Origin of the sequence: Rhizobium sp. YTU87027 (assembly GCF_050644135.1) — a bacterium.
Lineage (GTDB): Bacteria > Pseudomonadota > Alphaproteobacteria > Rhizobiales > Rhizobiaceae > Rhizobium.
The window spans coordinates 1,635,413-1,661,347 of sequence record NZ_CP098441.1 but is presented as its reverse complement, the minus strand read 5'-3'; the positions used below and the strand labels follow the sequence as shown (position 1 = coordinate 1,661,347).

Genomic DNA, 25,935 nt, shown 5'->3' with positions numbered 1-25,935 from the left:
GCAAGATGATGCCGGATGTTCCGGTGGAGCAGTGTCAATGCCGACGAAAGCGAGCCGGGTGCTTCTGGTTCTATCCGAGATTCCCGTGGTCGCCCGCTTCCGCGTTTCCACTATCAGGACTTCGGGAACAAGTGACGTCGCATCCATGAGTTCTCTCGCTCCCAGACCTGAGCAAGCAGTCTGATCGTGGTTGGTGAGTTCCTCCAATATCTCGAGAAATAGATGCCGTGGCAGGGTCATGACCTAATCCTTTCGCGATCTCGAACAACGGGCGAACGCTTTCGTTCCGGCGAAGCCGTGGCGTTGCTTGAGCAGCTTGAGCTCTCCAAAGCATCTGCATCCGGAGCTTCGCATCGAGGTACGAAAGCGGTCCGTCCATCGGGAAGGCCTTCGGATGACGGCCAATAGCGCGGCCCATGGTTGGCCCGCACGCCGCAAAAGTCTGGCGTCGGGTTCCCATCCACGTGCGAAGCAAAATGACGACCGGCGAGAGATTTGGTTTTGCCAGGTCCGCAACTCGCCGGCCTGTGGCCTTTGGATCAGCCGGCGTCTAACCGGTGCGAGCACCAGCGCGCAATCTGCGTTCAACACCCAGCGCCTTGCAAAATCACAGGGCCGCCGTCCGCTTCCGCCATAGGCGGGATCCTCATTCGACAAGATCAGCCGCCACTCAGTCTGCGCGGGCGGGGTAAAAAGCGGGTCGGGCACGCTGTCGATCGCAAGGTCCTTGCCGAGGTTGACGATCAGGAGCCGCTCATCCTCGGCAGCTGGCGCGCGATAGCGAAGGCCGAGGCTTCGACGCGAAGAGGATCGAGCCTACACAGCAGGCCTTCGATGGGCGGGCCGGCTTGCAAATGCCTTTCGTCCCAATGTCTAGGCCGGCGCCCCCAAGGCTGTCAGCACCCTCTTCGACGGCTCTCTTTCCTCGTCGATCAGCCGACAGTATTCGCGCTCCGGAACGCCGTAGGCATCGCCTGCGAACTTTTCCAGCGCTTTGCGATCACGCACGATGACGTTGGCGCGCTCGGATCGTATGAGGCGTTCGCCTTCAAGCGTGTGCAGCGCAATCGTTACTGACGGCCGGCGAACGGAGAGCATCAAGGAAATGTAATCATGCGTCAGGGCTAGTTCGTCGTTCTGCATTCGATCCTGAGACATCAGGATCCATCTTGCGAGGGTCGTGTCCCTGGGAGAGGTGTAACTCGGCGGTAGCGAAGCCGCTCGCGAGCGCGCCCTCAACAGCGCTGTAGCGAGTGAGCGGCTTTGCGGGTGGTCATCAATGTTTTTCCGGTAGGGTCGGGTTGTTCAAGACCAACCTGATGGAAAGAGCACTGATGACCGATGACATGATGAACCTGCGCTCGCTCGTTGAGAAGAGTGCCGATGCGGATTTGTTGCGTGAGATGATCGGCTTTGCGGCCGAGAAGCTGATGGAGCTGGAGGTCGGCGCCAAGACCGGCGCGGCCTATGGCGAGAAGAATGCATTGCGGCTTGCTCAACGTAACGGCTACCGTGAGCGGGATTGGGAAACGCGGGCCGGAACGGTGGAACTGCGTATCCCCAAGCTCCGGACCGGCAGCTATTTCCCGAGCTTCCTGGAGCCGCGCCGCATGGCCGAGAAGGCTTTGACCGCCGTCATTCAAGAAGCTTACATCCAAGGTGTCTCGACCCGCTCTGTCGACGACCTGGTCAAGGCGATGGGGATGTCGGGCATCTCCAAGAGCCAGGTTTCCCGCCTGTGCGAGGAGATCGACGATAAGGTCAAGGCGTTCCTGGCCCGGCCGATCGAAGGCGATTGGCCATACCTCTGGATCGATGCCACCTATCTGAAGGTCCGGCGCGGCGGGCGCATCGTTTCCGTCGCCGTCATCATTGCGGTCGGCGCCAACACCGATGGGCGGCGCGAGGTGCTCGGCATGGAGATCGGCACATCGGAAGCCGAGCCGATCTGGACCGAGTTCCTGCGCAAGCTGACCAGGCGCGGCTTGAGCGGCGTCAAGCTCGTCGTCTCCGATGCCCATGAAGGCATCAAGGCTGCCGTTTCCAAAGTCCTCTCGGCCACCTGGCAGCGCTGCCGGGTCCACTTCATGAGAAACGCGCTCGCCCACGCCGGAAAGAGTGGTCGACGGGTGGTGTCCGCCTTCATCGCCACCGCCTTTGCCCAGGATACGCCTGAGGCCGCAAGCACCCAGTGGCGTAGCGTTGCCGATCAAATTCGCCCGAAAGTGCCAAAGCTCGCAAATCTCATGGACAATGCCGAGGAAGATGTGCTCGCCTACATGACCTTTCCCAGGCAGCATTGGACCAAGCTGCATTCGACAAATCCCATCGAGCGCCTCAACGGCGAGATCAAGCGCCGCACCGACGTCGTCGGCATCTTCCCCAACGACGATGCCATCGTCCGGTTGGTCGGGGCACTCCTGCTCGAACAGAATGACGAATGGGCCGTTCAACGATCCCGCTACATGACCCTTGAGACCATCGCACAAATGAGCGATGATCCCATCATCAGCCTGCCCGCTGCGGCGCGCTGACCCATTCCCGGCCCAGCCGGAAGGCACGGCGATCAACAAGCCGAGCTACACCACTCCAAAAGACGCGATCTAAGCTTACCGTGATGGGTGAGAAAATCCTGAAAACTCTCCCGTGCGAAGGACGCTGAGGAAGGTTTGCACGCAGCGTCACGAATAGCCTTTAAAATCCTCTCGTAGCCAACGTCCCTTTTGCTGGCTGGCCATTCATCGAGGAAGTCGAAGACATCATCGAGGCCGCTTATTTCCTGAATATTCTCGCTGCGCAAAGAGTGGCGCGCTGAACGGGTCGAGAGCCATGTCCTACTCCTTGTCTGGTGTCCGTCATTGAATATCGCTTCGACAGATCTCAGTGCTTCGCCACCTTGCTTGGGACCCTTGCGGCCACAAGATGCTCGGTGATAGCGCGCCGCACATCACTCATCGTGCCGAACAGCCTGTTATCCAGACCTGTGACATGGAAGCGAACGGCGATGAACTTCAGACGGTCTTCGGCCGGACTGACAATCCCGACTTCCTGGCCGTTGAAGACAGCAAGATGGGATGGAAGATTTGCGGTACCAGAGGGCGGGCTTTGTCGGTATGAAACCGGACAGAATTGTCGGCATGATCTGAGAGCTCGAAGGAGCATAATTGAGTACGAGGTCATCATTCTTCCCTGTAGCGAAGGCCAAGCCACCAGCCTATGTGAATGGGAAAACGAACTCCTCTGAGCGGAGACCCCCTAGATTGGGATACCCAACAACTGGTTTCTATATTTTTTTAGCGATTGGTTTTGTATGACAATTACCGCAAAAGGAAGACGTCTTCACCACGTGCCGAAACACTCCTTCACCCTCAAGGTCGGTGGCGTGCGAACTTCGCGTCACGAGGCCCATAGTACATGAGTGAGGAAAGATCCTGGCGGTTAGACCGACAAATTCGGAACAAGGCCCCGCTTTTGATGCGGAGCCTTGCAGTAATGGATGTTTTTAAGGGCAGCGATCACATCCACGCCCTTCTAACAATGCTGAAGCGGATCGGTTCCAGTGCTCGTCTGATAATTATAGCAAATGCTTGGCGATCGCGCATCGCTTGGTCCGATTCGGCCTCGCCAGGCGCCAGTATTCGAACGAACTGCGTTGCCTCATGCGACGGGCGAGTGGCTTTGCTGACACGTCTCTTTCCGACGAGCAGGGAGGCGGTGCCTGTCCACACGTCAGTCGGACGGCTGTTTTTAGCGCGCCGTAGGCTCTGCCATCGACACCACGATCTGCTGACGCTGGATTTTTGAAGGCCCGGCACGCTGTCGTACTCGCCAGGAATGACATCGTTGTCGGTGACGAAGGCGAACGGTATGTCGCGCGTCATCAAGGCCTCGACGATGACAAAGCACGCTCCGAATCCGGGGTTGATATCGAACAACGCGGCGGATATGGCACCTTCGTCGAGCGCTTCGAGCGCTGCATCCTGATCGTTATAGGGCCGCGACAATCGGTCCCGCACCGCGAAGCGGCCCGCCAGCTCATAGGGGATCTTCTCCTCGATCAATTCCGTGCCAAAGCCGCGTCTGCGTGCGATTGAAACTGGCGGCTCCTCCAGTTCCAACCATTCGAAGCGGAGCCTCGCAGGAACGAGGCGCCGCTTCTGGCGCCGTCTCGAGATTTTGGGACCAATTGCTTTCCAGCCAAAACCGATATCCTCAGCCCGGGTGAGCTTTGGGCGGCGGGGCGAGTAAAAAGGCTTTGCTGAAACGCGCCGCAAACATCACGCCTGGCAGATGTGGGCGGCAAGCCAGGAATAAGGGCTTTGCAATTTTACGATGCCGCAATTGATCTGCAAGTCAGATGGGAACGGCGTGGCATCAAAAGCGTTTCGTTGTTTCCAGGAGCTTTGATGCCCGCTAAACGAACCCTCTCGTCTGACGATCTCGACCCCCGAGCGGGCAGCCCTAGCCCGCGGCTGGATGAAGCCGAGTTCAAACGGCGGTTTCTCAGCCAGTTCCAGGACCCTGCTTACATGTCGCTCGGCGCGGAGCTGGCAAAGATTGCTTCGGCTGCGTGGGACGCTTATGAACACTCACGCAAGAGTCCAAGAACGCGCAAGGCGGGCGCGGGTTTTGCGGATCCGGACTACGATCTCTCCGTGGACTGGATCGCAACGCATGACGCCGTTTCCTTGGCCCAACTGCGCCATGATGATCAAAAGGGGCCACGACGATTTCTTCTGATCAACGGCTCGTCACGAAGCGAGCATACCTGTCCCGGCGAGTTGTCGAAAAGCTTCCGTATCGTCGAGATCGCGCGGTCCGTGCTGGAGCACGCAGCTGATGTAAAAGTGCAGGTTCTCGATCTTAGCAGGCTTGCGTCGGAATACGGGCGACAAATTCATCCTTGCAAGGCCTGCTTCTCCACGTCGGCGCCGCTCTGTCACTGGCCGTGCTCATGCTATCCGAACTACTCACTTGGCCAGGTGCATGATTGGATGAACGAAATTTATCCGCTCTGGGTGGAAGCACACGGCATCATGATCGTCACCCCGGTCAATTGGTATCAGACCTCCTCGCCACTAAAGCTTATGATTGACCGCCTCGTTTGCGCCGATGGCGGAAATCCGGATCCCACGACAACCCATGGGAAACATGCAAAGGACGCCAAGGAGATCGAGATGAAGGGCTGGAACTATCCCCGTCATCTGCAAGGGCGGCTGTTTTCCGTCATTGTCCACGGCGACACAGAAGGCACTGAAAATGTCCGCCGCTGCCTGGCGGACTGGTTGAAGTCGATGGATCTCATTCCCGCGGGCGCGTTGGCGGAGATCGATCGCTATATCGGCTATTGGGAACCGTACGCGACCAGCCATCTGTCCTTCGAAAGGGACCAGGCGTTTCAAGACGAGGTTCGCAACGCAGCCCGCACACTCTATGAGGCGGTCGTGGCACGGTCGCAAGGAACGCAGCTTTCGGCGGGTGCGGGTCTCAGGCAACCTCGTGAAAAATAGGATTGCGCGAGCAGTGGACGGGGCCGGTGCGGCCGTCGAGCTTTATCCCGACAGAGTCCGTGACGCGTATTGACGCGGCCCGGCAGCTTCGTGCCGGATCGCGAAGTCGTCCGAGCTTGTGGCAGAGGCAGTTTCTCGCCTCATGAAATTGGCAGATGGTCCGTCAGTGGACCGAAGAAGAGGTGGGAGAATTGGTCAGTATCGCGGTCGGTCCGGGGTATCTTGTGATCAATATGGACGTCAGCTCTTCCTGGGTATGATGGCCTTTGTTGAAGAGATCGATGACTGCGCTGCAGAGCATTTCGGATGCCCGCTCGTCCGGTTTGGCCCTGTAGTGTTTGTACCACGTCTGAACGGAGCGTGACAGCATCGCCATTTCGGTGTCTCTGATACGTCGAACAAGCATTTCCTACCTCCGAAATTTGTTGGGCACCTGGATCCTAATGGCTCTATATTAGAGGTCAATAAAGAACCGCCGTACGATATCGTACCGCTTCACGCGGCTCCATGATTGCTGTTGGCAGATGCCGCAACGCTGGGAAACCGCGCGATTGGGCAGTGGCTTCGGGGCGACAATGGCTCGGTGCGGCGCGGGCCAAGGAAAGCCGGCGTTATCAGAGCGATTTTTTAGCGAGCAGCTCGATCACCGTGAAGGCTGATCGATGAACTGAAGACGCCGTCAGAGGTCTGAAAGGAAATCTTCGGTCGTGGCAATTTCCACCTGGACCGAGAAGCGATGGCCAAGCAGCGCGAGAGAGGCGTCATGGGTGGAATCAGCTCCGCTGCAGACGGCGTCCTTCAGCACAATGACACAGTAGCCGAGATCGATCGCACCGATCACGGCGGCAAGCACGCACACGTCTGTTTCGCCGCCGGTCACAACCAGGGTATCGACATGCTCGGCCACCAACCTCCGATGGAGGTGACCGCCGATCCAAGGTGAGTATGTTCTTTTATCAAAGACGCGGGCAGGCGGTGCAAATCGCCTCAGGTCTGATACCAGATCGAGTAACTCGACAGGCAGTTTCGCGCGCGTCATCATCTCCCATTTCGCGTAGTAGGCTTTCCACATGCCCGGCATCGCGTCTGCAGTCGTTGGAGGAATGAACCTCGTAAATACCGTTCGTTCGGGAAATCGGGCTGCAACTTCGACGATTTCGGGGGAAACATTTGCCATCCACGGAACATGCCACGGCGTCTGCTCTGCGAACATTCGCTGCATGTCGATGCATAGGTGGACCCACCGTCCCATCAACTCGCTCCTCCTTCGCGCATCCAACTAATCGTCGAACCGGGAGTTCCACCGGCAAGAACGGCGATCTTGCCTTGAGCAGACGTGATGAATTTTCCAGGCCGAGCCGGCATCAGGCAAATATCACGATCTGATCTAGCCTCGGCGCTAAAACGGCAATAGGATCTAATCCTCTGGCGATCCGCCCCCGACATCTGCGGTATCGTCTTGCAGTGTGGGATCTTCGAAAAGGTCGGACCTCCGCTGCTGCGAGGCGTCGTCGAACTCGGCTCCAAATGATGTGAGTTGCACCAGGATCTCCTTGGCGCGGCGCACGGCGTTGGCGTCGTCGAGGCTGTCGTCATCGGTGATCATCCGGACAGACACGAGTTCACCGCCCTCCCCGACAAATTCCACCGAGAGCTTTCCATCCGTAACCGTACCCACATGGGTCGCGATCAGTTGCATTGTCGTTCCTCCACCGTTGGCGAGGAGGAATGTTCGTGGACAGCCGTTGTTCCAGTAGCACCGTCATGAAGGTTTCAGTTGCCGCGAAGGCGCAAGCCGACAGAGGCGCCGCAGCTCCCAAAAGGGCAAGCATCAAGCTGGAACAATGTGCGCGGCCGGGCGTTCGGGGCAGGTAAATTGGCTTTCTAGGAGGTTTTTCCATGGGTCGCGGTCTACTTCTTTGGCTTCTCGGCATTCCACTGCCGATCGTCATTCTTCTCGTCCTGTTCATGCGCTAGGAGGTCGCAATGTCACTAGGCGAAGGCGCAGGAAACATCATGCCGATCGAATCTTCAAAGTCCGCCCTCGCTTGGGGTCCGATCATTGGCGGTGCCGTGTCAGCAACTGGCATAACGCTCATCCTCCTCTTGCTCGGCTCCGGCATGGGACTGACCATGGTATCGCCGTGGTCAGGGGAAAGCAGTTCAGCGGCGACCGTCGGCGTATCCGCAGCCCTCTGGCTTATTGTCGTCCAGTGGTTATCCTCAGCTCTGGGCGGTTATTTGACCGGGCGCCTGCGCACGAAATGGGCTGCCGCGCACACGGACGAGATTTTCTTCCGTGATACGGCGCACGGCTTCATTGCCTGGGCCTTGGCGACGGTGTTCGTGGCCGGGTTTCTCGCCGCCTCGCTCACATCGCTTGTGGGTGCCAGCGCAAGCGCGGCCGGTACCATGGCCAACACGGCCGGCGCCGTTGGGGCCGCGAACATGGCGACGACAAAGCCCTCCGATCTCTCCACCGCTTACTTCACCGATGCCCTGCTTCGCCCGCAGCAAGCAGGCGGCCGGGCGCGTGAAGACGACGGTGCCGCGAGCGCCGAAATCTCACGGATTCTGCTTCAGAGCGCGGCTAGCGGGCAGATCAACGACGCCGACAGGACTTATATCGCCAGCATGGTTTCGGCTCGCACCAGCCTGTCCGAGGCAGACGCGCGCAACAGGGTCGATGCAGTCCTCAAACAGATCGCTGACGCAAAGGCCGCGACTCAAGCGGCGCTCGATAAGGCGAGAAAGGCTGCTGCCACCACCGCGCTCGTCGGCTCTCTTTCGCTACTTGTCGGCGCCTTCATTTCGTCGGCCGCCGCGGCATTGGGCGGCAGGCAGCGTGACGAACAGGAAGATCTCGTCGCCACGAGCGTCGTTGGCCGGTCCGAGGCTTCACCCCCAGCCTCCTTCATTGGACATCGATAGAGACAAAAGGGCTCGCCACCAGCAACGGGAGCCGAGCCTTCACAATGTGGCGTGTCACGATACCTTCCGCGACGTGATAATCAATCGCCCGCTGTCGCCATCACATGTCGGCGTGAAATACGTGAAATAAATGGCCATCTTCTTCTAAGGCGATCGCATTAGCCGAAATGTCTCTCAGTTTCGCATAAGAGCCGCTTTTGTCTGCCACTTTCGCGTAAGAAGCAGTTTCGTCTGTCATCTTCGCATACGGTGACGGAAACCAAAGAGACAGCGAGGCTATTATTCAGGTCGCCGCCGTTGCCGTTGCGCAAAAAGCATCGCAAATGGGTAAGCATCTCAACGTGCGCCCCATGAATAATTGGCAAGATCATCGTTGCGCCTGCTCGGAACCAACGAGCTTCAAGCTGGTTTAGCCAATACCGTTTCGCAAGACCCCGGAGGCGACGATGTGGGCAATCCTGATTGGGGCCGCCCTCGTAATCGGCGGACTTCTGCTCCTCTTTCGGCCAGCGCTCAGCAGAAGAGCGAGCGATCTGCACCGACTGCCCCAAGGTGGCCGTACGCTTGAGCCACACCGCCAAGGTCTCAGCTTCTTCGGTATATCGAAGAACTGGTCGGCCCTGGCCATTATCGCGCTCGGCGCGGTCCTGGTGGCTATCGGCGGCTACCTGTGAAACATCACAGCGCTTGACCGCGCTGCCAACTCCTTCATCTGTCAACTGATCCGCACATCTTACTTTCGAGGATCGTTGCCCCCAAACCAGGCGCACTTGGGTTCGCCCGTCAATCTGCCCGAGGCTTGCAGCTCCACGACAGGGGTATTTCCCAAGAACATTGGTGAAAAAATCAATTGACGCAAAAAGCGAGCGCGCGGGTCGTGATCCGACCTCATTTGGACCGCAGCTGGCTATTGCGACGATAACAGGAGCGACGATAACAGGACACTTGGGAACATCCAGGAGGTCTCTGAGTTTAAAGCCTGCACTAGGATGCCAGTCAAGGAGGACACCCATGCCTACTCAGAAGACGCTCGACGACCTGTTCCTCGATACGCTCAAGGATATTTACTACGCCGAAAAGCAGATCTTGAAAACGCTGCCGAAAATGGCTCGTGCGGCACAATCGGAGAAAGGAAAGGCAGGGTTCTTACAACATCGCGACGAAACCCAGGGCCAGATTGAGCGCCTTGAACAGGTGTTTGAGATCTTCGGCAAGCCGGCTCGTGGCAAGACCTGCGAAGCGATACAGGGTATCATTTCCGAGGGTGAGGAGATCATTGAAGAGTTCAAGGGATCTCCGGCTTTGGATGCCGGTCTGATTTCATCGGCCCAGTCGGTCGAGCACTATGAAATCGCCCGTTACGGCACGCTCATCGCCTGGGCTAATCAGCTCGGCTTAAAGGATGCTGTACCGCTCCTGAAACAAAACCTCGCCGAAGAAGAGGCAACAGACAAGAAGTTGACTCAACTCGCCATGTCCGCCGCCAACGCCAAGGCAGCATAAATCGGAAGGTCGGCCGCCTTCATCGCGGCCGATTTCCACCTGGGACGCGGAGCTGTCGAAATTCAAGGCGCGAGGCGCGAGCCACAAATCTAGCTCGGCGTCTTGCTCCCGCCAGGCTCCTGGACGAGATCTCCAATGTCCTGCTGATGGTGTTCGAAAGCGCGAAGGGCTGAGGCCTTGATTGGCAAAGACGCACGTTGGCGGGGCATCGTCTTGCAGTTGCCGATTCGCGTCGTTTTGTGGATCAGGAGGTTCCCGAACGGAGCTCATGAAGAAACGTGTGGTGCCGTTTCCAGAACCGTTGCCAGCATGGTACGTCCACTGCCACTGCTGGTATTAGAGCCCGCGCCTGAGCCACCGATGTGTCGGCGTGCCCGATCAGGCCGCAAGAGGAGCCGCTAGCGCCGCCACGCCTTTCTCGATTGCGGAATTGTTGCGGTGGCAAGATAGAAGCTGATTTCGTCCACGCGCGAGTTCGTCAATGCCGGTGCCCCCGCCATGTCAGCGAGAGCCGGGTTTTGTACGGTTGACGACCAATCAGATCGGACGATCGATTCGTCTTGAACGACTGGCCATGAAGTGAAATGGTTTGTTTACCACAGGAATTTTGTAGCGGGGCCCAAGGGTGTTGCACGGCGCATTCGAACCAACCGATCTACGGATGATTCAGGACATTTATGACCGGATCACGTCGGAGCCGTGGTTCTCCGAGGGGATCAGCTATCGCGAAGAATTCGCACTCTACGTGCTGGGCATGCACCGCCGTGGGCTCGTGATGCCCGACAAGCTCGAGGCGCTCTGCAGAATAGCCGCATGGGAGAAATACCGCGCTTCCAAATCGACCTTCGAGGGCTTCAGGTTCCTGATCGTTGAGGATGACTACCTCATGGCACGCGAAGCGGCCGAAAGACTGACAATGCTCGGAGCTGAGATCGCTGGACCAGTTTCCGGTGTTGCGGAAGCGGTAGAAATCGTCGAACACGGACATGAACTTGATGGTGCTTTTCTGGATATCAACCTCGACGGACAAATGGTTTATCCCGTCGCGGCAATGCTGAAGATGAAGCAAGTCCCATTCGCGTTCGTAACGGCCTACGAGGACCGGGTTCTACCCACATCTTACAGATTAGCGAAGGTGTTCACCAAACCGGCGAGCTGGGAAACGATCGCGTCTCATTTAGCACACGAACGGATTGCTCATCGCGCGCGACTTCGGCCCCTGCGGCAAACAAAGTTAGGCACTTGACGTGTCGACCGTTTTTCCAAGCGTGTCGGCGACGTAGGCCCCGCGCGATCCCATTGGCAAAGGCAAGCCAGTTGTCGTATCTCTCGCCGTTTGATGTTCGAGCTCGGCGTTCAACTCGCCGCCAATGATCAGAATGACGACCGAAAGCCATACCCAGACCAGAAAGCCGATCAGCGCTCCCAACGTTCCGTAGGTCGCGCTGTAATTGGCAAAGTGATCCAGGTAAAAGGAGAAGCTAAGGGACATCACGAACCACAAGATCGTGACAAGGACTGCGCCCCAGGTCATCCATCGAAGTGTTGCTGGTTCGCGGCTCGGTCCAAAACGATAGACGGCGGTTGTCCCCACCCCGGCGATCAAAAGGAGAAGCGGCCAACGAAGGACAAGTGCCATATTCTCCTTGAATTGATCCAGCCAGATAAACGAAAGCGCAACTGGCATCACCGCGACAAGTCCAATCATCAACGCAGCAGCGAGCAATCCGCAGAGCGTAAAGCAAAGTGCAATCACGTTCAGCCGGATCAGTCCGCGCTTTTCCCTCTCCTCATAGGCAACATTCATCGCGTCGAAAACCGCAAGCGTTGCGTTATGGCTGCCCCAGAGCGCAAAAGCCAAACCGATAAAGAAGGTAAGACCGAGCGTGGAACTGCGCGTTTCGACCAAGCTTTCAATTCTCTCGGCGATGAAATCGAAGGCTCCCGGTGGAAGCAGTGCCGAAAGCTCGCGCAAGTGCTCGGCCATCGTCGCGGGATCGGCAACCAGTCCATAAATGGCAACGACGGCTGCGAGCGCCGGAAAGAGTGCGAGCAAGAGATAGAATGTCACGCCAGCTGCGATGAGCGTTACACGATCATCCAAGACTTCCTCTATAACCCGCCAAAAGACGTCGCGGAGGCCTCTCAGGGGAATTGCCTCGGGGACGGCTGCATTTCTTCCCCTGCCCTGACCCTTGTCCTCGCCTTCGATCCCCAAGTCCGGAGCAGTCCTTCCGTTGCGAGCAATCCAGATGAAGCCGACGATGGCCATTGACAAGACGAAGAGTGCGGCTGGATTTAACGTTTTCATGAGCGATGGGTTTGGTTGCATCCGCTGGCCTCCGTTGACATTCTGATAAACGTGCGTTCGCGCCAAAAGATGCAGTCGGTTGCAGATGCTGGCTTACCGGGCTTTCCCTCAAGCTGCTCTATCAGCTGGCGCCTGGTGCCCGTCCGTAAAAGGAGCTCCCATCCGGCCGTTTGGCTGTGTTCCGGTATTAACGGGTGGGCGCCGCCCAGCACTCGGTCACAAGGGTCATGGGCTCGTATCTAGCAGGGCGCTGCAGCTGAGAGGCATGACCAAACTCGGTCTCGAAGAAAAGGTTCCCGGACCGAAAAGAGTGGACTGTCGGTAAGACCAGTTCTTTTCTGGAACATCTCGACCTAGCCTTTGTTACCAGTACTGAGGGGCGTCCGATTCTGCATTCTCAAACGGACGGTTGGCCCAGTCGCCTCTCGGTGTCGACCGTCATGCGACGGCAGGAAGCGCGTGCGGATGAAGAACGGGCCACAGCTGTTCCTGTGGTGGCAAAAACAAGGCTCAACGCTTCCCAAGCTTACGGAAAGCCGCGACCAGGCCGGACCACACTCTTTGGCGCAGGCTAGCCAAAACCGCGAATAGGCCGATATGGTGCAAACCCATCTCTTTCTACGATCGGGGTCCTTATGACACGGCGCCATCAGCATGAGGTTTCCGCGCTCCGGCTGTTTGCGGGCAAGCGGATCCTTATCGTGGAAGACGAGTATTTCGTGGCCGATGAAACCCGCAAGGCGCTGCTGGCAGCAGGGGCGCAAGTCATCGGACCTGCCCCTACGGTCGACATCGGCATGTCGATGATCGACCGCGAGATAGTCGACGCTGCTATCCTCGATATCAGATTGGAGGGCGAGACTGTCTTTCCTATTGCCGAGCGGCTGCAGGGCCTTGCTGTTCCGTTCGTCTTTGCGACCGCCTATGTCGATGCCGACATTCCCGAAAAATTCGGCGGTTATCTCTTGTGCGAAAAGCCTACTGCGTTGGCGGAGATCGCCACGGCGCTGTTTGCCTCAAAACCCTTGAACCACTGACGACTGAATGCCGGCGTGCGATATCGTACGGAAGGGAACCAATAGTCTCGGCGAGCTTTTAATCCCCCACAGTTCGCGGGGATTAGACGATGACCGTACATACGTCCGCCGGTTCAATGAGCGACGATATCGTCGAGCTCCTTCCGGCACTGCGAGCGTTTGCTCGCACCTTCTACCAGCATCAGAACGACGCCGACGACCTGGTCCAGGAAACCTTGGTGCGCGCACTTTCAAACCTCGATCATTTCCAGAAGGGCACACGGTTAAAGTCGTGGCTCTTTACGATCATGCGAAATACGTTTTGCACGCGCTACCGGGTCGCAAAGCGTGAGGCCGTTGGAGCGACAGACTGCATTTCGTCGCAAGAAAGCGTGCGCCCAGAGCAGGAATGGAGAATCATGGGGCGCGAGATCGAGGCCGCATGCGTGAAGCTGCCGGATAAGTACCGGACTGCGTTTGAATACATTTTCATCGATGGACGTAGCTACGAAGAGGCTTCCGATCACTTCCACTGTCCGATCGGGACGATCAAAAGCCGCGTCAATCGTGCCCGCCGGCACCTGATGAGCACACTGTCTTGATGGGCTGCCAAGGCTATCAGCCAATCAGCGCTTCGGCCGATCATCGGCTTGCCTTTCGCCGCTGGTTGGCTCGAGCGGGCGTTCCTTGCAAACTGCCCGCCGGCCAGAAGTCACCTGCTGACGCAGTCTCCTTTACCATCATCAGACCGCAGCGCCAGATGATGGGCAAAGAGCCGGCGCGCTGGCGTACCACCGAGAGCACTACATTACCGTTGCCGGCCGCTTCAGCGGGTCATGATGTCATCAGAAGATCTGACGGTCGAACGTGAAGGGTCTTTTGCGCAGCGTCATGTCGCCAATTTCTCGGCCCGGCTTCCAGCCGAGACGGGTTGCTATTGAACGGTGCCGGCTGCGGCAATTTCGGCAAGCCACACCACTCAATGATCGGAAACGCGTCTAAGTCAGGCTCTTTCGGAAGAAGGCATGCGTGAACGAACCGCAATAGAGATTGCAAATCGCCTCCGGCTTATCCGCCATGAATTCATCACACGCCTTTTTGACACCGGGCAGATAGTTCCATCCGTCAGGATTGACGGCCGGATCACAATAATCGTCGATCAGGCAAACCGCTCCCTCGGAAAGGCGGGGATAGACGTGCTCCAAGCTCACCAATATCGACCGATACAAATCACCGTCGAGATGGGCAAAGCATATACTGTCTGGAAGCCCGTGTGGGAGCGTGTCTTCGAACCACCCCTTATGAATGGTGGGCAATTCCAGCCTGTGGGTTACGAAATTGGCGATCAGGACATCTTGCGACGTAGCAAGATCGCCTTTCTTATACGCATTTCCATCCTCGCTTCGCGCCGCCGGAAGTCCTTCGAAACTATCATAGACATGCAGTCTTTTGCCTGAATTGAAACTTTTAATGACTTTCGAGATCAATACGGACGACTGGCCTTCGTTGCAGCCGACCTCGACCAGATCTCCCTCTATTCCATAGGCGATGACCTGGGACACCAGGTGATACATGTTGATTCTCTGTTCCACATTCGTGCTGATGCCAGAGCGCGTCGGCGACAATCTGAGACCTGTGAGTCTGTGGATCAGCCCGTCGATGAAACCCGCCGTATCCGTGTTGAACCCGATCCGCCGCGTGAACAGGTTCAAGACCCTGTCGACGTGGGAAGAGCGTCGTATCTCCCAGTCAAAGTCTCTCGCGATGAAAAAGTTGTCCATACCACACCTGATGTCGTCATCCCTGGTACCTCGACCATTTCCAGCTGGAAATTCTCAGACATCGTCCTTCCAGGGATTGCTAACAAAACGACCAGTTGTCGCGACCGGTTCCATAGGATGTCAGCAACCGGCCCGGCACCTGCTGATCACGCAAAGCTGGCGCAAGACGTCATTGATTTTCCATCGCCGCTCCCCCGGATCTGCTTGGCGGCCAATAAGCGGAAGTGCAGGCACACGATCACCAGAGGGATCATTTCTGAGCGTGATATGCGGCCTGCACACCGCTCGATCAGGAACTCAGGAAAATTGAAGAAGGCGACTACGCCGTCGAAATTCGCGTCGAGCGTGTCCATGTTTTACGCTTTTGATGACGCGTTCCCACAGCGGTGACGCTGCGTCCGATCATCTTTGTTCTCAAGAGCCGAGGCGAAGTGGGTGGAACTTTCCTCCTCGCTTGCAGTTCAGTGCACTCCAACAGGATGGCTGGAAGACGACACTTGATCGACAGCTCCGCGTCATTGAAAAGCACGTCGATACGACCAATCCCGGCAAAGAATTCAACACTGAGGGCGACCTCAAGAAATCAAAGGCAGATCGGGGAAGCAAAGGAAAGAGCCAGGGGCTGCGGCCGCACGCCGTGGTCCAAGACAAGGAGCGGAACATGCTGAGGGATGTCAACCAGGAAAGCAGGCACAGGAAACACCGGGGGGCGCAGCCGTTCTTGGCGAAGACGAAAAGGAGATCAACGTGACCAAATCAACAATGACAACGGATCACGACCATATTCGTGCCTGGGCGGAGGCGCGCAACGGCCATCCCGCCCGCGTGAAGGGCACCACCGACGGTGGACTGCTGCGAATTGATTTCGGCGCCCCGGAAGAAAACCTCGAGGAAATCCCATGGGAGGAATTCTTCAAGATCTTTGACCGCAATAAGCTTGCCTTTCTCTATCAGGACAAGACATCGAGCGGCGGCGAAAGCCGGTTCAACAAATTCGTCGATCGCGAGCAGGACGGGCAATCCTCGTGACCACTTTGAGATATGGGGAGCAAACAGCCCCGGTCCCGATCTCAAGAACCATACGCAGGGACCGATTAGGCGCCCGTCCCTGGGATGAGGCTCGGCCGTTAGCGAGATCGACGTAACGAGCGGCCTCTGAAGCCAGTCTTTGGATGGTCACGGGCCCTTTACGCCCCCGTGCTGGCGCCGATGCTATGGCATCGCCCGAAGATGCCGCGAGACATACATGCTTGTCCGACGCGCCCCTCTTAACGATCACGCCGCGCCGTGTTTCATTCAACAGCCAGGCTGGCGATCACCGCCAGACATTGAAGTGGCTCTGCATATATTCGATGCATCGGCGATTTGCTTCGCCGCGGCCGGCGCCCTCGATCGTCGCCTTGTAAAGGGAGGAAACCTCATGGGCATCCGTCGAATAAGGTTCGACAAGCCCTGCTGGCAGGTAAATCGGAACACCCTTCAGCGCGAGCATTCCCGACAGCCAGTAATCATCGACTGCCCATAGGACGTTCGGGATGTCATAAGCAACGTCATCAAAGAATTCGGGCCTCACGACAACGCCGCCCAGTCCCTGCAGGATATCGACGTACCCACCCTTTTCGACGAGACTTGGCATTGGCCGCAGCCGATCGGCGCGAGAAACCTTCCTGGCAACCTTATAATGAAGCCGACGGACCCGAAGCCCCAGTGTCAACTTTCGTTTGAGCACTGCCTTTGGCAAGAACGGCGTCGATCTTGCAAACTCACTCGGGACATCCTTGCCGATCAGGGCGACGCATTCGTTGGGGCGTTCCTTCTGCGCTGCAAATAGCCGGGACGCCCAATTGGGCGAGAAGACCTTGTCGTCGTCGCAAAACAGGATTTGCGCACCCTTTCCGCGAAGCTCGCGAGCAGCAAAAAGCACTTTGGACGCCGGCCCGATATCCTCTTCCGGCCGCACGATGGTAACACCGTCAGGAACATCCGGAAGCGACCCGTCATAGTCCGGAAATCGACGATAGTGTTTGGGAATGTAAAGACGGATTTCGTTGATCGGACCGATCTGCTTGGTCAGGCTGTTGAGAGTCGGCGCGAGTTTGTCGAAACGTGGCGGAATGCTTGAAAGGGATATGATACGCAATACTTATCACTCGGAAAGACGCATTGATGACGGCTGCTTGGCCGCTGATGCCATTCGCGGTTGCGAAGAGTCAATAACGCGATCGCGACACCGAACATATAAATCCAAACCAGGGTTGGATTTTCTCTCTTCTGCCCATCAATGCCGATCGGCAGCTCGACAGGTCTGCATAGGAGCTGGGCTGGCTGGGCGGCACCGGTTGACTGTTGCCCCGAAAACAAAACCGGCTCGATCGTTGGGAGATTGGGTTGAAAAGGACGGCGCGCGCCAGGACTGCGGACATCATGCGTTGCACAGTCAGTGGCGCCGGCCTCGAACCTTCTGTCAATCTTCGACCTTGGATAAGGTTCCGATTGCACTCATGGAACTTTTCGTCTGAACGCGTGAGCAACCTCCTAGGTCGTTGCGCTTGCGGGCTACGGAGCAGAGCTGCTTGACGCGAAGAGGTGCCGTGGTCTTTCAGCAGATGCCCGACGACCACCGCAAGGGGGACCGCTCGCATTGAGACCGTACCGGCGAGCGAACCTTTTGTGCGATCTCTTCGCGAACGCCTGGGACGAAGATCAACTCGAAGCCATGGCTGGTCGAGACCTTGACGGCGACTGAGCATCGCAAGGTTCGGAAAAGTGTCTGGAACCTTTTCGGGTCAAGTTTGTTTAAATGCGTCCGTCGCTACTGATCCCACTCGAATCCAAGCTATCTGCCAACACTAAAGGATCGGACGGAGGGCCGCTCAATGACCGCAAACCGCACCGGCAACAGACTCCTAAACGCTCTGTCCGACGAAGATTACAATCTGATCAAGGATCGCCTCGAAGAGGTCGACATGCCGCATGGTCTTCGTCTGGCCAAGGTAGGAGAACCCTTCGGTTATGCCTATTTCCCGTCCACCGGCATCGCCTCGGTGGTTGCCGTCTCACCCGCGGGACGGCGAGCGGAGGCCGGCATGGCGGGACGTGAAGGCTTTGCTCCAATCGCTGGCCTGATACATCCGGGCCGGGGCCCTTTCGACATTGTCGTACAGGTTGCCGGACAGGGCTTGAGGGTGCCGCTGCCAATCCCCACGATGCGATGGACCGAAGCCGTGAGCTCACTGATTTGTTGCTGCGGTACGTGTTGGCGTTTCACTTCCAGGTCGCCTACACCGCCTTTTCGAATGCATCACATACGATAGACATTCGGCTCGCAAGGATCGCGTCTTTTGGAGTGGTGTAGCTCGGCTTGTTGATCGCCGTGCCTTCCGGCTGGGCCGGGAATGGGTCAGCGCGCCGCAGCGGGCAGGCTGATGATGGGATCATCGCTCATTTGTGCGATGGTCTCAAGATAGGGTGGATGCCAGCCTTCTCCGGCGGCATAAAAGTCTTGGCGTAAACACCACTCAAGTGAAAGGCAGTCTTGATGAAGACGGTTACCATCATTGGCGTTGATCTGGCAAAGAATGTATTTCAGCTGCACGGAGCAGCGGCTGACGGTTCTGTTTTATTTCGTAAGAAGTTGGCGCGCCCATTATTCCGCAAGTTTATTGCTGCTCAGCCCTCCTGCGTCGTCGCAATGGAGGCATGCGCCGGCTCGCATTATTGGGCTCGCGAGATGGGGAGATTGGGTCACGAGCCAAAGCTGATCGCGCCTCGGTATGTGAAGCCATTTCTCAAACGGCACAAGAACGACGCTGCCGATGCAGAGGCCATTGTTGAGGCCGCACAGCGGCCGACAATGCGCTTTGTCGAGGCAAAGACGGAGGAGCAACAGTCTCGGGCGATTATGTTTCGCACCCGTGAGCAGCTAGTCAGTCAGCGAACCGAGTTGGTAAACATCCTACGCGCGCACCTTTATGAGTTCGGCCACATCGCGCCGCATGGAATAGGTTATCTGAGCAGGCTTGAAAGTATCCTGGCGGACGAGACCGCTCATATGCCGGTTCTGGTCCGCACGATCTGCCGCGACCTGCTGGAGCACATCTGGCAAATAACGGATCGCGTGGACTCGCTTAGCGAGAAGATAGATGGTTTATCCAACAAGGCCGAGACAACACGACGTCTGCGCACAATGCCGGGCGTAGGCCCGATCACCGCTCTGGCAATTGAAACGTTCGCGCCTCCGATGGAGGTGTTCAAACGTGGCCGGGATTTTGCTGCTTGGCTTGGTCTGGTGCCGCTACAGAATTCGAGCGGTGGCAAGCAGCGTCTAGGAAAAATATCGAAGATGGGCCAGCAAGATATTCGAAGGTTGCTCATCATCGGAGCCATGGCCGTGGTTCGATGGGCGTCACGAAAGGGTGCGCCAAACGATAGTTGGCTTGGCCGTATGATGGCCAAGAAGCCACGCATGCTCGTAGCGATTGCCCTGGCCAACAAGATGGCGCGTGGGATCTGGGCTATGCTCACAAAGCAGATGGATTACCGGAATCCGGCGACAGTGCCCGCATGAAGCGGAGCACTTGAAGCCGGTCTATGGGAGACGTGAGGAAGACAAGAACTGCATGGGCAAATGATCGATAAGATCGGGGTCAGCAAACCAGAATGACGCTTCGAGCTTCGAGCTCGCTTTCAAGATTCGGACCTGACTCGCGTATCACCATACCGGCCCGCGGCACTTCAAGGACCGCATATAAAGGCCTTACACAAGACCGCACTCGATCACGTGTTCAAAAATTTCAAATCTTCCTTGCAAAACGGCTGGCATCCACACAAGCGTCATGTAGCGGGATCGTTGAACGGCCCATTCGTCATTCTGTTCGAGCAGGAGTGCCCCGACCAACCGGACGATGGCATCGTCGTTGGGGAAGATGCCGACGACGTCGGTGCGGCGCTTGATCTCGCCGTTGAGGCGCTCGATGGGATTTGTCGAATGCAGCTTGGTCCAATGCTGCCTGGGAAAGGTCATGTAGGCGAGCACATCTTCCTCGGCATTGTCCATGAGATTTGCGAGCTTTGGCACTTTCGGGCGAATTTGATCGGCAACGCTACGCCACTGGGTGCTTGCGGCCTCAGGCGTATCCTGGGCAAAGGCGGTGGCGATGAAGGCGGACACCACCCGTCGACCACTCTTTCCGGCGTGGGCGAGCGCGTTTCTCATGAAGTGGACCCGGCAGCGCTGCCAGGTGGCCGAGAGGACTTTGGAAACGGCAGCCTTGATGCCTTCATGGGCATCGGAGACGACGAGCTTGACGCCGCTCAAGCCGCGCCTGGTCAGCTTGCGCAGGAACTCGGTCCAGATCGGCTCGGCTTCCGATGTGCCGATCTCCATGCCGAGCACCTCGCGCCGCCCATCGGTGTTGGCGCCGACCGCAATGATGACGGCGACGGAAACGATGCGCCCGCCGCGCCGGACCTTCAGATAGGTGGCATCGATCCAGAGGTATGGCCAATCGCCTTCGATCGGCCGGGCCAGGAACGCCTTGACCTTATCGTCGATCTCCTCGCACAGGCGGGAAACCTGGCTCTTGGAGATGCCCGACATCCCCATCGCCTTGACCAGGTCGTCGACAGAGCGGGTCGAGACACCTTGGATGTAAGCTTCTTGAATGACGGCGGTCAAAGCCTTCTCGGCCATGCGGCGCGGCTCCAGGAAGCTCGGGAAATAGCTGCCGGTCCGGAGCTTGGGGATACGCAGTTCCACCGTTCCGGCCCGCGTTTCCCAATCCCGCTCACGGTAGCCGTTACGTTGAGCAAGCCGCAATGCATTCTTCTCGCCATAGGCCGCGCCGGTCTTGGCGCCGACCTCCAGCTCCATCAGCTTCTCGGCCGCAAAGCCGATCATCTCACGCAACAAATCCGCATCGGCACTCTTCTCAACGAGCGAGCGCAGGTTCATCATGTCATCGGTCATCAGTGCTCTTTCCATCAGGTTGGTCTTGAACAACCCGACCCTACCGGAAAAACATTGATGACCACCCGCAAAGCCGCTCACTCGCTACAGCGCTGTTGAGGGCGCGCTCGCGAGCGGCTTCGCTACCGCCGAGTTACACCTCTCCCAGGGACACGACCTAAGCTTATGCGCAGCGAAGACGTGCCGGCATTTCCGCAAGCGGTGGGATCGCAACATCAGCGGCACTTGAGAATGACGGCAGCGACCTTTCCGAGGCGGGGATAGGCCGGCCAGAAAGCAAGCCGTCGTATTCGTTCCAGCTGTCGTGACGCCGAGCACGGTCGGCTGTCAGCGTGACCAGGCTGTCTTAGACTACTGTGCAACGCCTGTAATCGGATTGACGATCGGACGCTCGCTTTCGTCTTTCGCTCCGCGAGACTGTACGGCCGGCGACGCAAGCGAACGCTTATCAGCCCTTGCGGCCCTCTTGTCTGCGACAGGCATTACGTCCTTCGGCCGCCGTTGTTCCGGCGACGCGTTGGTGTCGTTCGTCTTCATGTCATTCTCCCTTCCGCGAATCAACACAACCAGGGCGGACTTGTTCCGATGACGCGAGGAACAACGGCCCCGATAAAGAGTTATTGCCGCGCAACGTCTGTTGCATCGACTGCTTTCCCTCAACCGCAGTCGAAGGAAGCCCGGTACCAGCCACTCGGCACCGGGCTTTCATGATCGAGGCCAAGAAAACGTCCAGGAGCAATCAGAACATTTCAACAATCAGGTTCTTGTTTGAGCGATGCCGCTCCGCTACGGTTCATATGCGCTCGATAAAGCTTGTACGAACGACGACTTTTTCCTTCTGCGGAAACGACAGCTGCAGCTGGTATTTGTAGGCGGTCCACCACGAACGATCAACGAGCGCCGTCATTACTTCTATCACCACGATTTCATCTGCTCCCCCCGGCTGACCGCCGCTCCAAAGCCATTCGGCCGGGCAATCCAGATGCAGCCTGACACGACCGAATTTTTCGGTCAGGTCATTGCTTATCTTTTCCAGGAGGGCTGTCTGCTCTTGCGTGCGATTGAATGGCAAGAGCACCTCGACGAGGTAGGACACCGCAATTACTCTTCCTGCTGTTTAAGCTTTTCGGCCTGATCGGGATCGGTGGGTCCAGTCGCGATCGAGGTGATGCTCGCGGCAACCGGATCGGATGCAGGGAAGTGTCCTCCTTTTCAAGTTTTCCCTTCTCGAGATCCAGCTGTTCGGCAATCGCAAGAACTCACTGAACGCACCTCTCTGGCCACTTCTGAAGCGCGATTGTGCCTATGTCGGTGGAGCTTGCGCTCATATGACTTTAAGGCGCTGTCAGACAACGCTGGTCAGACATCTCTTTCTCGGCATGGCCGAAAGCAGCATTAACGCAAGTCGCTTGCAGGATCCATGCGTTCGTCCACACCACGCAGTTGATCGACTTCATCTGCAATCCGGTCGCGTGCCTGGTCATGAATGTCCGCAACGGCCGATACAGCACGACCAGAGACATCTTCAGCAACCTCGGCTGCTTTCGTCAGAACCCGAGATAGGCCATCCGATGCCTGCTTCTTTATGTCGTCGGACAGAGGACCCAATTCGGAGTCTTCTCGTTGCGTATGAGGAAGGGCAGCTCCGAGGGCTGCTCCGATGGCAAATGCGAGCGCGCCACCGACCAGGGGCTGATCCCTATAATGCGCTAGCGCGCTTTCCCCGATCTGAGCGCCTGCGCCAAAGGAATCTCGGCCCGCATCAGCCAGTGCGTCGCCAAATCTGCCCGCCGAATTCGTGACGCGCTGCCACGTGTGGGACGCCCAGCCGGACGCCTGATCAAACAAGACGCCTGCTTCGTCGCGGATGTCCTGTATTTGCTGGCCCGCAGCGTCCGCAAGGCCGCGGAAGGTCTTGCCTGTGTCATCGACGAAGGGGCCGGCACGCTTTCCGGCCTCGTCCGTCAATGCCCTATAGCGTGTTCCCGCATCGTCAACGAAATGACTATAGCGCTTGTCGCCATCTGCCTGAACCGGGCCGGTGCGGCGGACATCACCCTGGACCGTCGCCAGGGGATACTCGACGGTTTCGGCGTAGCTGGACAAGGACGATTTCGGTCCGGTCATGAGCCAGGCCAGGCTGATACCCATAAGTGCGAGAGGGATAGGATTATTCTTGAGCGCGGTGCCAAGGCTGGCGACATATTCTCCGCCGTCCGACGACTTGGCGTAGGCGAGAACCTCATCGACAAGCTGTCCTGGCGACAGCCGCTGTTGAATGGCATCTATCTTTTCTTCGATGCGGCGGCGGTCATCGTCGATCTCGCGTTCAATCTGCGCAGTGGTCGGGCTCATGGGCGTGTAGGCCATTACGTTTTCTCCTTGATGATTTGAGCGTCTCGCCGAAGGGACGCAGCGGTGTGGTCGAGCCTGAGACTTTCTTCCCGCAAGGCGGAGCGGCCGCGCGCGATAACAGCCCAGGCGATTAGTCCAACGACGACGCCGACGAGGACCGACGAGAGTACGTCGGCGTTGGCTTCGGACATGCCTTGCGTCAGCAAGAAGGCGGCCACAGCCTTCACGAGCGCGGCGAGAAGCACGCCGAGAGCCCCGACTGCCAATACAAGCCCTGCGGCGATGGTTGCCGCGCCTGCCAAGGCATGAGACATCTTGTCGGTCGCTTCTGCTTTGGCGAGATTGAGTTCGTTGCGAAAAAGACCCGATATGTCGGCGAGGAGGCCCGTAACAAGTTGGGTGATGGGACGCTGATCTTGGACGCTAGCCATTTGCCCGATCCTCCATGGAAGCACTGTCGCGGTGGCGTTCGCCCGGCGTGCGACCGTGGCCTTCTGCCGATGCCATCAGGAAGCGACTGGCAGCGAAGCCGGCGAGAGCGGCCATCCCCAGGAACGCAAGGGGCTGCTGCCTGCCGTAGGTCTCCGCTGTTTGAGCAACCTGTCGGATATCCTGATCGTCTATTTGCTCGCAAAATCCCCGGATGCTAGCGCCAAGGTTTCGGGTCAGACGCCCGATGTCTCGTTGTTCACCCTTTTCCAGTTCGTCCGCGACCTTCTCCATTGCAGCCGCAACGCCACCGAGCTTTTCTGCTATTATGTTCTTTTGACTCGAGGCGACTTGTTTTGCCGCGTCGGTTGCGGCAGCAACTTGATCGCTAACGGCGTCCTTCACGGACTGCACGTCTTCGGACAAACTTTGCCGGAGATCGGGCTTGGCATCCTTGGCAACGGATGCCTGCACCACAGAACCGGCTGGAACATGCTTATATGAGGAGCGTCAATGTGGAACTGTCGTCAGGGTGACATTTCTTGCACTCCGTCGGTTGTTACGGCGTCCACGGTCTGAGCCCGATTGCAAGACGCGGCTCGTTGCCAAGCCAGATCCAACTTATATACGGTCGCTGTTCGAAACAGCGGCACCAACATCCCGCTTGCGGCGGACAAGGGCTCAGGAGGACGAGACCATTCTAGCCTACGGCCGTTTCAGGGCCATGCATATTCTCGGTTCGTCCCACCTGGATCCGCCAGGACTGATCGGGTCCTGGAAGATTGCAGAATTCAGTTCGGGTAACCGATCAGACGGTCTTTAAGACCGCGCCCTCGATAACGACGCCGGCATTGACATATTTCCACAGCGCAACGAGCAGCTTGCGGGCTAGCGCGACAATCGTCGTCTTCTTGAGACGGCCGCCGTTCTGCTTGACCCGATCCTTGAACCACACGGTCAGCGCCGCGTGCGGTTGATGACGCAGCCACAGCCAGGCCATCTGGATCAGCGTCGTTCGCAGCCTTGGATTGCCGGATTTTGAGACCCCCTGGTCGTGATCGACCGAGCCACTCTGCCAGGGTGTCGGCGCAAGGCCGGCATAGGCGGCAACCTGTCGTCGGTTGTCGAAGTGACGCGACAGCCCTTCCGACCACAGCACGGCGGCAAACTCCGGCCCGATGCCTTTCAAGGTGAGCAGCATCGTCGGTGCTGGCGAGACGACCTGCGTGGCAGCGAGCATGGCGTCGCGGCCGGCCTCAATAGTCTTGATCTGCTCGAGCAACAGTTCCAGCCGATCGAGTTCGCGGCCGATCTGCGCCTTCAAATGTCCCGGCAGCGGACGGCCGTCGCCGGTCTTGCACTCCTCCAGTCGCTTGCGTCGATCGCGGCGCAGCGGCTCGTAGTCGGATACGCCCTGGCTGAACAGTAGGCCCTTGATGCGGTTAACGTGTCGTATGCGCTCGTTCGTCAAGGCCTCGCGCTCACGCGAGAGGCGGCGCTGGTCCTCTTCCTCGGGCGTCGGAACGTGGAGCATGGCGCATACCCGCGGCTCGCCCCGCTGATAGGCGAGCAATGCCCGAACCAGCGCTTCGCCGTCGATCCTATCGGTCTTGGCCCGCCGCCGCCGGCGCGAGGTTGCAATCGATGCCGGATCGACGACGTAGCTTTCGATCCCCTCGGCCTCCAACACCCGATGGATCCAGAAGCCGTCGAGCCCAGCTTCCTGGATGACAATGATCGGAAAGCACCGTCCGGTTCGCGCCCGCGCCTTCCTCTTGAGTTCGGCAAAGCGCGCCAGCATGCCGGCGACGTCGCTGGCCGCCACCATATGTTTCGACATCTTCTCGCCGCCACCCGGCGACAGCGAGGTGATCAGCCATTTCGAGCGACTCAATTCCAATGAGACGAAAATTGCGCAAAGATCGGTGCGGATGGCGGTCGGCGCTTCGGATCGGTGAGCTGCAACGAGCATGCTTGCCTCCAAGGGTAGGGTGTTTGTGTCCAAGCAACCGCACTTTGCCACAGCGTAGGTCGCTATCCACCCTCCTCATAGGATCTGGCTTGCGGCTGCGCCATCCGCACCGACGTCTCGTTCAGTCATGGCTACCTCCTGTGAGAGAACGCTTTCATC

The 25,935-nt window shown here is 58.0% G+C and carries 27 protein-coding genes; 10 read left to right on the top strand and 17 right to left on the bottom strand.

All coding sequences use genetic code 11. The features are described from left to right. Positions 1 to 873 precede the first annotated feature (873 nt). Positions 874 to 1,158, bottom strand: a complete 285-nt coding sequence (locus NBG89_RS26855) for a helix-turn-helix domain-containing protein (protein WP_431323328.1) — start codon at positions 1,156 to 1,158, stop codon at positions 874 to 876. A 176-nt stretch (positions 1,159 to 1,334) separates the two neighbouring features. Here NBG89_RS26855 and NBG89_RS26850 point away from each other — a divergent pair, with 176 nt between their 5' ends. Further along, positions 1,335 to 2,534, top strand: a complete 1,200-nt coding sequence (locus tag NBG89_RS26850; RefSeq protein WP_431320261.1) for an IS256 family transposase — start codon at positions 1,335 to 1,337, stop codon at positions 2,532 to 2,534. 32 nt (positions 2,535 to 2,566) lie between these two features. Here NBG89_RS26850 and NBG89_RS26845 read toward each other — a convergent pair whose 3' ends face one another. Both NBG89_RS26845 and NBG89_RS26840 read right to left on the bottom strand, forming a co-directional pair. Continuing rightward, complete coding sequence (locus tag NBG89_RS26845) at positions 2,567 to 2,800, bottom strand: DUF982 domain-containing protein (protein ID WP_431323327.1); 234 nt, start codon at positions 2,798 to 2,800, stop codon at positions 2,567 to 2,569. A gap of 715 nt (positions 2,801 to 3,515) precedes the next feature. After that, complete coding sequence (locus NBG89_RS26840; protein WP_431323326.1) at positions 3,516 to 4,061, bottom strand: hypothetical protein; 546 nt, start codon at positions 4,059 to 4,061, stop codon at positions 3,516 to 3,518. Between the two features lie 345 nt (positions 4,062 to 4,406). On the opposite strand from NBG89_RS26840, the gene NBG89_RS26835 reads away from it, so the two are divergent. Continuing rightward, positions 4,407 to 5,510 carry a flavodoxin family protein gene (locus tag NBG89_RS26835; protein WP_431323325.1) on the top strand — a complete coding sequence of 368 codons (1,104 nt, stop codon included), beginning with the start codon at positions 4,407 to 4,409 and terminating at the stop codon, positions 5,508 to 5,510. A 163-nt stretch (positions 5,511 to 5,673) separates the two neighbouring features. On the opposite strand, the gene NBG89_RS26830 is transcribed toward NBG89_RS26835, so the two are convergent. The 3 genes from NBG89_RS26830 to NBG89_RS26820 all read right to left on the bottom strand — a co-directional run bounded on the left by NBG89_RS26830 (position 5,674) and on the right by NBG89_RS26820 (position 7,209). Next, entirely contained in the window at positions 5,674 to 5,916 is a 243-nt protein-coding gene (locus NBG89_RS26830; protein ID WP_431323324.1) for a hypothetical protein, read from the bottom strand. Positions 5,917 to 6,189: 273 nt separating this feature from the next. Continuing rightward, positions 6,190 to 6,762 carry a cysteine hydrolase family protein gene (locus NBG89_RS26825; RefSeq protein WP_431323323.1) on the bottom strand — a complete coding sequence of 191 codons (573 nt, stop codon included), beginning with the start codon at positions 6,760 to 6,762 and terminating at the stop codon, positions 6,190 to 6,192. Between the two features lie 165 nt (positions 6,763 to 6,927). Beyond that, positions 6,928 to 7,209, bottom strand: coding sequence for a hypothetical protein (locus NBG89_RS26820; RefSeq protein WP_431323322.1), 282 nt, complete (start codon positions 7,207 to 7,209; stop codon positions 6,928 to 6,930). A gap of 287 nt (positions 7,210 to 7,496) precedes the next feature. Here NBG89_RS26820 and NBG89_RS26815 point away from each other — a divergent pair, with 287 nt between their 5' ends. The 4 genes from NBG89_RS26815 (at position 7,497) to NBG89_RS26800 (ending at position 11,190) form a co-directional block, all read left to right on the top strand. Beyond that, positions 7,497 to 8,441, top strand: coding sequence for a hypothetical protein (locus NBG89_RS26815; RefSeq protein ID WP_431323321.1), 945 nt, complete (start codon positions 7,497 to 7,499; stop codon positions 8,439 to 8,441). Positions 8,442 to 8,887: 446 nt separating this feature from the next. Beyond that, complete coding sequence (locus NBG89_RS26810) at positions 8,888 to 9,115, top strand: hypothetical protein (protein WP_431323320.1); 228 nt, start codon at positions 8,888 to 8,890, stop codon at positions 9,113 to 9,115. A gap of 337 nt (positions 9,116 to 9,452) precedes the next feature. After that, a complete protein-coding gene (locus NBG89_RS26805) occupies positions 9,453 to 9,944 on the top strand; it encodes a ferritin-like domain-containing protein (RefSeq protein WP_431323319.1) in 492 nt (163 codons plus the stop codon). A 625-nt stretch (positions 9,945 to 10,569) separates the two neighbouring features. Next, a complete protein-coding gene (locus tag NBG89_RS26800) occupies positions 10,570 to 11,190 on the top strand; it encodes a hypothetical protein (RefSeq protein ID WP_431323318.1) in 621 nt (206 codons plus the stop codon). On the opposite strand, the gene NBG89_RS26795 is transcribed toward NBG89_RS26800, so the two are convergent. Continuing rightward, positions 11,179 to 12,276, bottom strand: coding sequence for a YihY/virulence factor BrkB family protein (locus NBG89_RS26795; protein WP_431323317.1), 1,098 nt, complete (start codon positions 12,274 to 12,276; stop codon positions 11,179 to 11,181). The two genes, NBG89_RS26800 and NBG89_RS26795, sit on opposite strands and share 12 nt — an antisense overlap. 614 nt (positions 12,277 to 12,890) lie before the next feature. On the opposite strand from NBG89_RS26795, the gene NBG89_RS26790 reads away from it, so the two are divergent. Next, positions 12,891 to 13,292, top strand: coding sequence for a response regulator (locus NBG89_RS26790; protein ID WP_431323316.1), 402 nt, complete (start codon positions 12,891 to 12,893; stop codon positions 13,290 to 13,292). A gap of 89 nt (positions 13,293 to 13,381) precedes the next feature. Next, the gene (locus tag NBG89_RS26785; RefSeq protein WP_431323315.1) at positions 13,382 to 13,873 is read left to right on the top strand and encodes a sigma-70 family RNA polymerase sigma factor; all 492 of its coding nucleotides are present in this window, start codon (positions 13,382 to 13,384) and stop codon (positions 13,871 to 13,873) included. Between the two features lie 396 nt (positions 13,874 to 14,269). On the opposite strand, the gene NBG89_RS26780 is transcribed toward NBG89_RS26785, so the two are convergent. Further along, positions 14,270 to 15,052, bottom strand: coding sequence for a TylF/MycF/NovP-related O-methyltransferase (locus NBG89_RS26780; RefSeq protein WP_431323314.1), 783 nt, complete (start codon positions 15,050 to 15,052; stop codon positions 14,270 to 14,272). Between the two features lie 146 nt (positions 15,053 to 15,198). Then, positions 15,199 to 15,405, bottom strand: coding sequence for a hypothetical protein (locus tag NBG89_RS26775; protein WP_431323313.1), 207 nt, complete (start codon positions 15,403 to 15,405; stop codon positions 15,199 to 15,201). 394 nt (positions 15,406 to 15,799) lie between these two features. Between NBG89_RS26775 and NBG89_RS26770 the strand changes: the two genes are divergently transcribed. Next, positions 15,800 to 16,081 carry a hypothetical protein gene (locus tag NBG89_RS26770; RefSeq protein ID WP_431323312.1) on the top strand — a complete coding sequence of 94 codons (282 nt, stop codon included), beginning with the start codon at positions 15,800 to 15,802 and terminating at the stop codon, positions 16,079 to 16,081. Between the two features lie 286 nt (positions 16,082 to 16,367). Here the strand turns inward: NBG89_RS26770 and NBG89_RS26765 are convergent, their stop codons facing one another. After that, the gene (locus NBG89_RS26765) at positions 16,368 to 17,192 is read right to left on the bottom strand and encodes a glycosyltransferase (protein WP_431323311.1); all 825 of its coding nucleotides are present in this window, start codon (positions 17,190 to 17,192) and stop codon (positions 16,368 to 16,370) included. Positions 17,193 to 18,590: 1,398 nt separating this feature from the next. Between NBG89_RS26765 and NBG89_RS26760 the strand changes: the two genes are divergently transcribed. Then, positions 18,591 to 19,619 (top strand): IS110 family transposase, encoded by a 1,029-nt coding sequence (locus NBG89_RS26760; protein ID WP_431322831.1) that lies wholly within the window; start codon positions 18,591 to 18,593, stop codon positions 19,617 to 19,619. Positions 19,620 to 19,808: 189 nt separating this feature from the next. On the opposite strand, the gene NBG89_RS26755 is transcribed toward NBG89_RS26760, so the two are convergent. From NBG89_RS26755 to NBG89_RS26725, 7 genes are all read right to left on the bottom strand, one after another. Further along, positions 19,809 to 21,020, bottom strand: a complete 1,212-nt coding sequence (locus NBG89_RS26755; protein ID WP_431323310.1) for an IS256 family transposase — start codon at positions 21,018 to 21,020, stop codon at positions 19,809 to 19,811. A 351-nt stretch (positions 21,021 to 21,371) separates the two neighbouring features. After that, a complete protein-coding gene (locus NBG89_RS26750) occupies positions 21,372 to 21,557 on the bottom strand; it encodes a hypothetical protein (RefSeq protein ID WP_431323309.1) in 186 nt (61 codons plus the stop codon). Positions 21,558 to 21,813: 256 nt separating this feature from the next. After that, complete coding sequence (locus NBG89_RS26745) at positions 21,814 to 22,116, bottom strand: hypothetical protein (RefSeq protein ID WP_431323308.1); 303 nt, start codon at positions 22,114 to 22,116, stop codon at positions 21,814 to 21,816. A 299-nt stretch (positions 22,117 to 22,415) separates the two neighbouring features. Continuing rightward, positions 22,416 to 23,390 (bottom strand): DUF3618 domain-containing protein, encoded by a 975-nt coding sequence (locus NBG89_RS26740; RefSeq protein WP_431323307.1) that lies wholly within the window; start codon positions 23,388 to 23,390, stop codon positions 22,416 to 22,418. Then, positions 23,390 to 23,806: a phage holin family protein gene (locus tag NBG89_RS26735; protein WP_431323306.1), complete on the bottom strand. Its 417-nt coding sequence runs from the start codon at positions 23,804 to 23,806 to the stop codon at positions 23,390 to 23,392. Before NBG89_RS26735 ends, NBG89_RS26740 begins: the two co-directional genes overlap by 1 nt. Then, positions 23,799 to 24,278, bottom strand: a complete 480-nt coding sequence (locus tag NBG89_RS26730; protein ID WP_431323305.1) for a nutrient deprivation-induced protein — start codon at positions 24,276 to 24,278, stop codon at positions 23,799 to 23,801. Before NBG89_RS26730 ends, NBG89_RS26735 begins: the two co-directional genes overlap by 8 nt. A gap of 334 nt (positions 24,279 to 24,612) precedes the next feature. Further along, positions 24,613 to 25,776 carry an IS110 family transposase gene (locus NBG89_RS26725; protein WP_431323304.1) on the bottom strand — a complete coding sequence of 388 codons (1,164 nt, stop codon included), beginning with the start codon at positions 25,774 to 25,776 and terminating at the stop codon, positions 24,613 to 24,615. Between the last annotated feature and the right edge of the window lie 159 nt (positions 25,777 to 25,935).

Coding starts and splice junctions, on each gene's coding strand:
- NBG89_RS26750 (WP_431323309.1), bottom strand. CDS start 21,557: ATGAAGACGAACGACACCAACGCGTCGCCGGAACAACGGCGGCCGAAG.
- NBG89_RS26850 (WP_431320261.1), top strand. CDS start 1,335: ATGACCGATGACATGATGAACCTGCGCTCGCTCGTTGAGAAGAGTGCC.
- NBG89_RS26825 (WP_431323323.1), bottom strand. CDS start 6,762: ATGGGACGGTGGGTCCACCTATGCATCGACATGCAGCGAATGTTCGCA.
- NBG89_RS26725 (WP_431323304.1), bottom strand. CDS start 25,776: ATGCTCGTTGCAGCTCACCGATCCGAAGCGCCGACCGCCATCCGCACC.
- NBG89_RS26795 (WP_431323317.1), bottom strand. CDS start 12,276: ATGCAACCAAACCCATCGCTCATGAAAACGTTAAATCCAGCCGCACTC.
- NBG89_RS26830 (WP_431323324.1), bottom strand. CDS start 5,916: ATGCTTGTTCGACGTATCAGAGACACCGAAATGGCGATGCTGTCACGC.
- NBG89_RS26740 (WP_431323307.1), bottom strand. CDS start 23,390: ATGGCCTACACGCCCATGAGCCCGACCACTGCGCAGATTGAACGCGAG.
- NBG89_RS26760 (WP_431322831.1), top strand. CDS start 18,591: ATGAAGACGGTTACCATCATTGGCGTTGATCTGGCAAAGAATGTATTT.
- NBG89_RS26835 (WP_431323325.1), top strand. CDS start 4,407: ATGCCCGCTAAACGAACCCTCTCGTCTGACGATCTCGACCCCCGAGCG.
- NBG89_RS26805 (WP_431323319.1), top strand. CDS start 9,453: ATGCCTACTCAGAAGACGCTCGACGACCTGTTCCTCGATACGCTCAAG.
- NBG89_RS26820 (WP_431323322.1), bottom strand. CDS start 7,209: ATGCAACTGATCGCGACCCATGTGGGTACGGTTACGGATGGAAAGCTC.
- NBG89_RS26775 (WP_431323313.1), bottom strand. CDS start 15,405: ATGGACACGCTCGACGCGAATTTCGACGGCGTAGTCGCCTTCTTCAAT.
- NBG89_RS26780 (WP_431323314.1), bottom strand. CDS start 15,052: ATGGACAACTTTTTCATCGCGAGAGACTTTGACTGGGAGATACGACGC.
- NBG89_RS26810 (WP_431323320.1), top strand. CDS start 8,888: ATGTGGGCAATCCTGATTGGGGCCGCCCTCGTAATCGGCGGACTTCTG.
- NBG89_RS26790 (WP_431323316.1), top strand. CDS start 12,891: ATGACACGGCGCCATCAGCATGAGGTTTCCGCGCTCCGGCTGTTTGCG.
- NBG89_RS26785 (WP_431323315.1), top strand. CDS start 13,382: ATGACCGTACATACGTCCGCCGGTTCAATGAGCGACGATATCGTCGAG.
- NBG89_RS26735 (WP_431323306.1), bottom strand. CDS start 23,806: ATGGCTAGCGTCCAAGATCAGCGTCCCATCACCCAACTTGTTACGGGC.
- NBG89_RS26855 (WP_431323328.1), bottom strand. CDS start 1,158: ATGTCTCAGGATCGAATGCAGAACGACGAACTAGCCCTGACGCATGAT.
- NBG89_RS26755 (WP_431323310.1), bottom strand. CDS start 21,020: ATGACCGATGACATGATGAACCTGCGCTCGCTCGTTGAGAAGAGTGCC.
- NBG89_RS26815 (WP_431323321.1), top strand. CDS start 7,497: ATGTCACTAGGCGAAGGCGCAGGAAACATCATGCCGATCGAATCTTCA.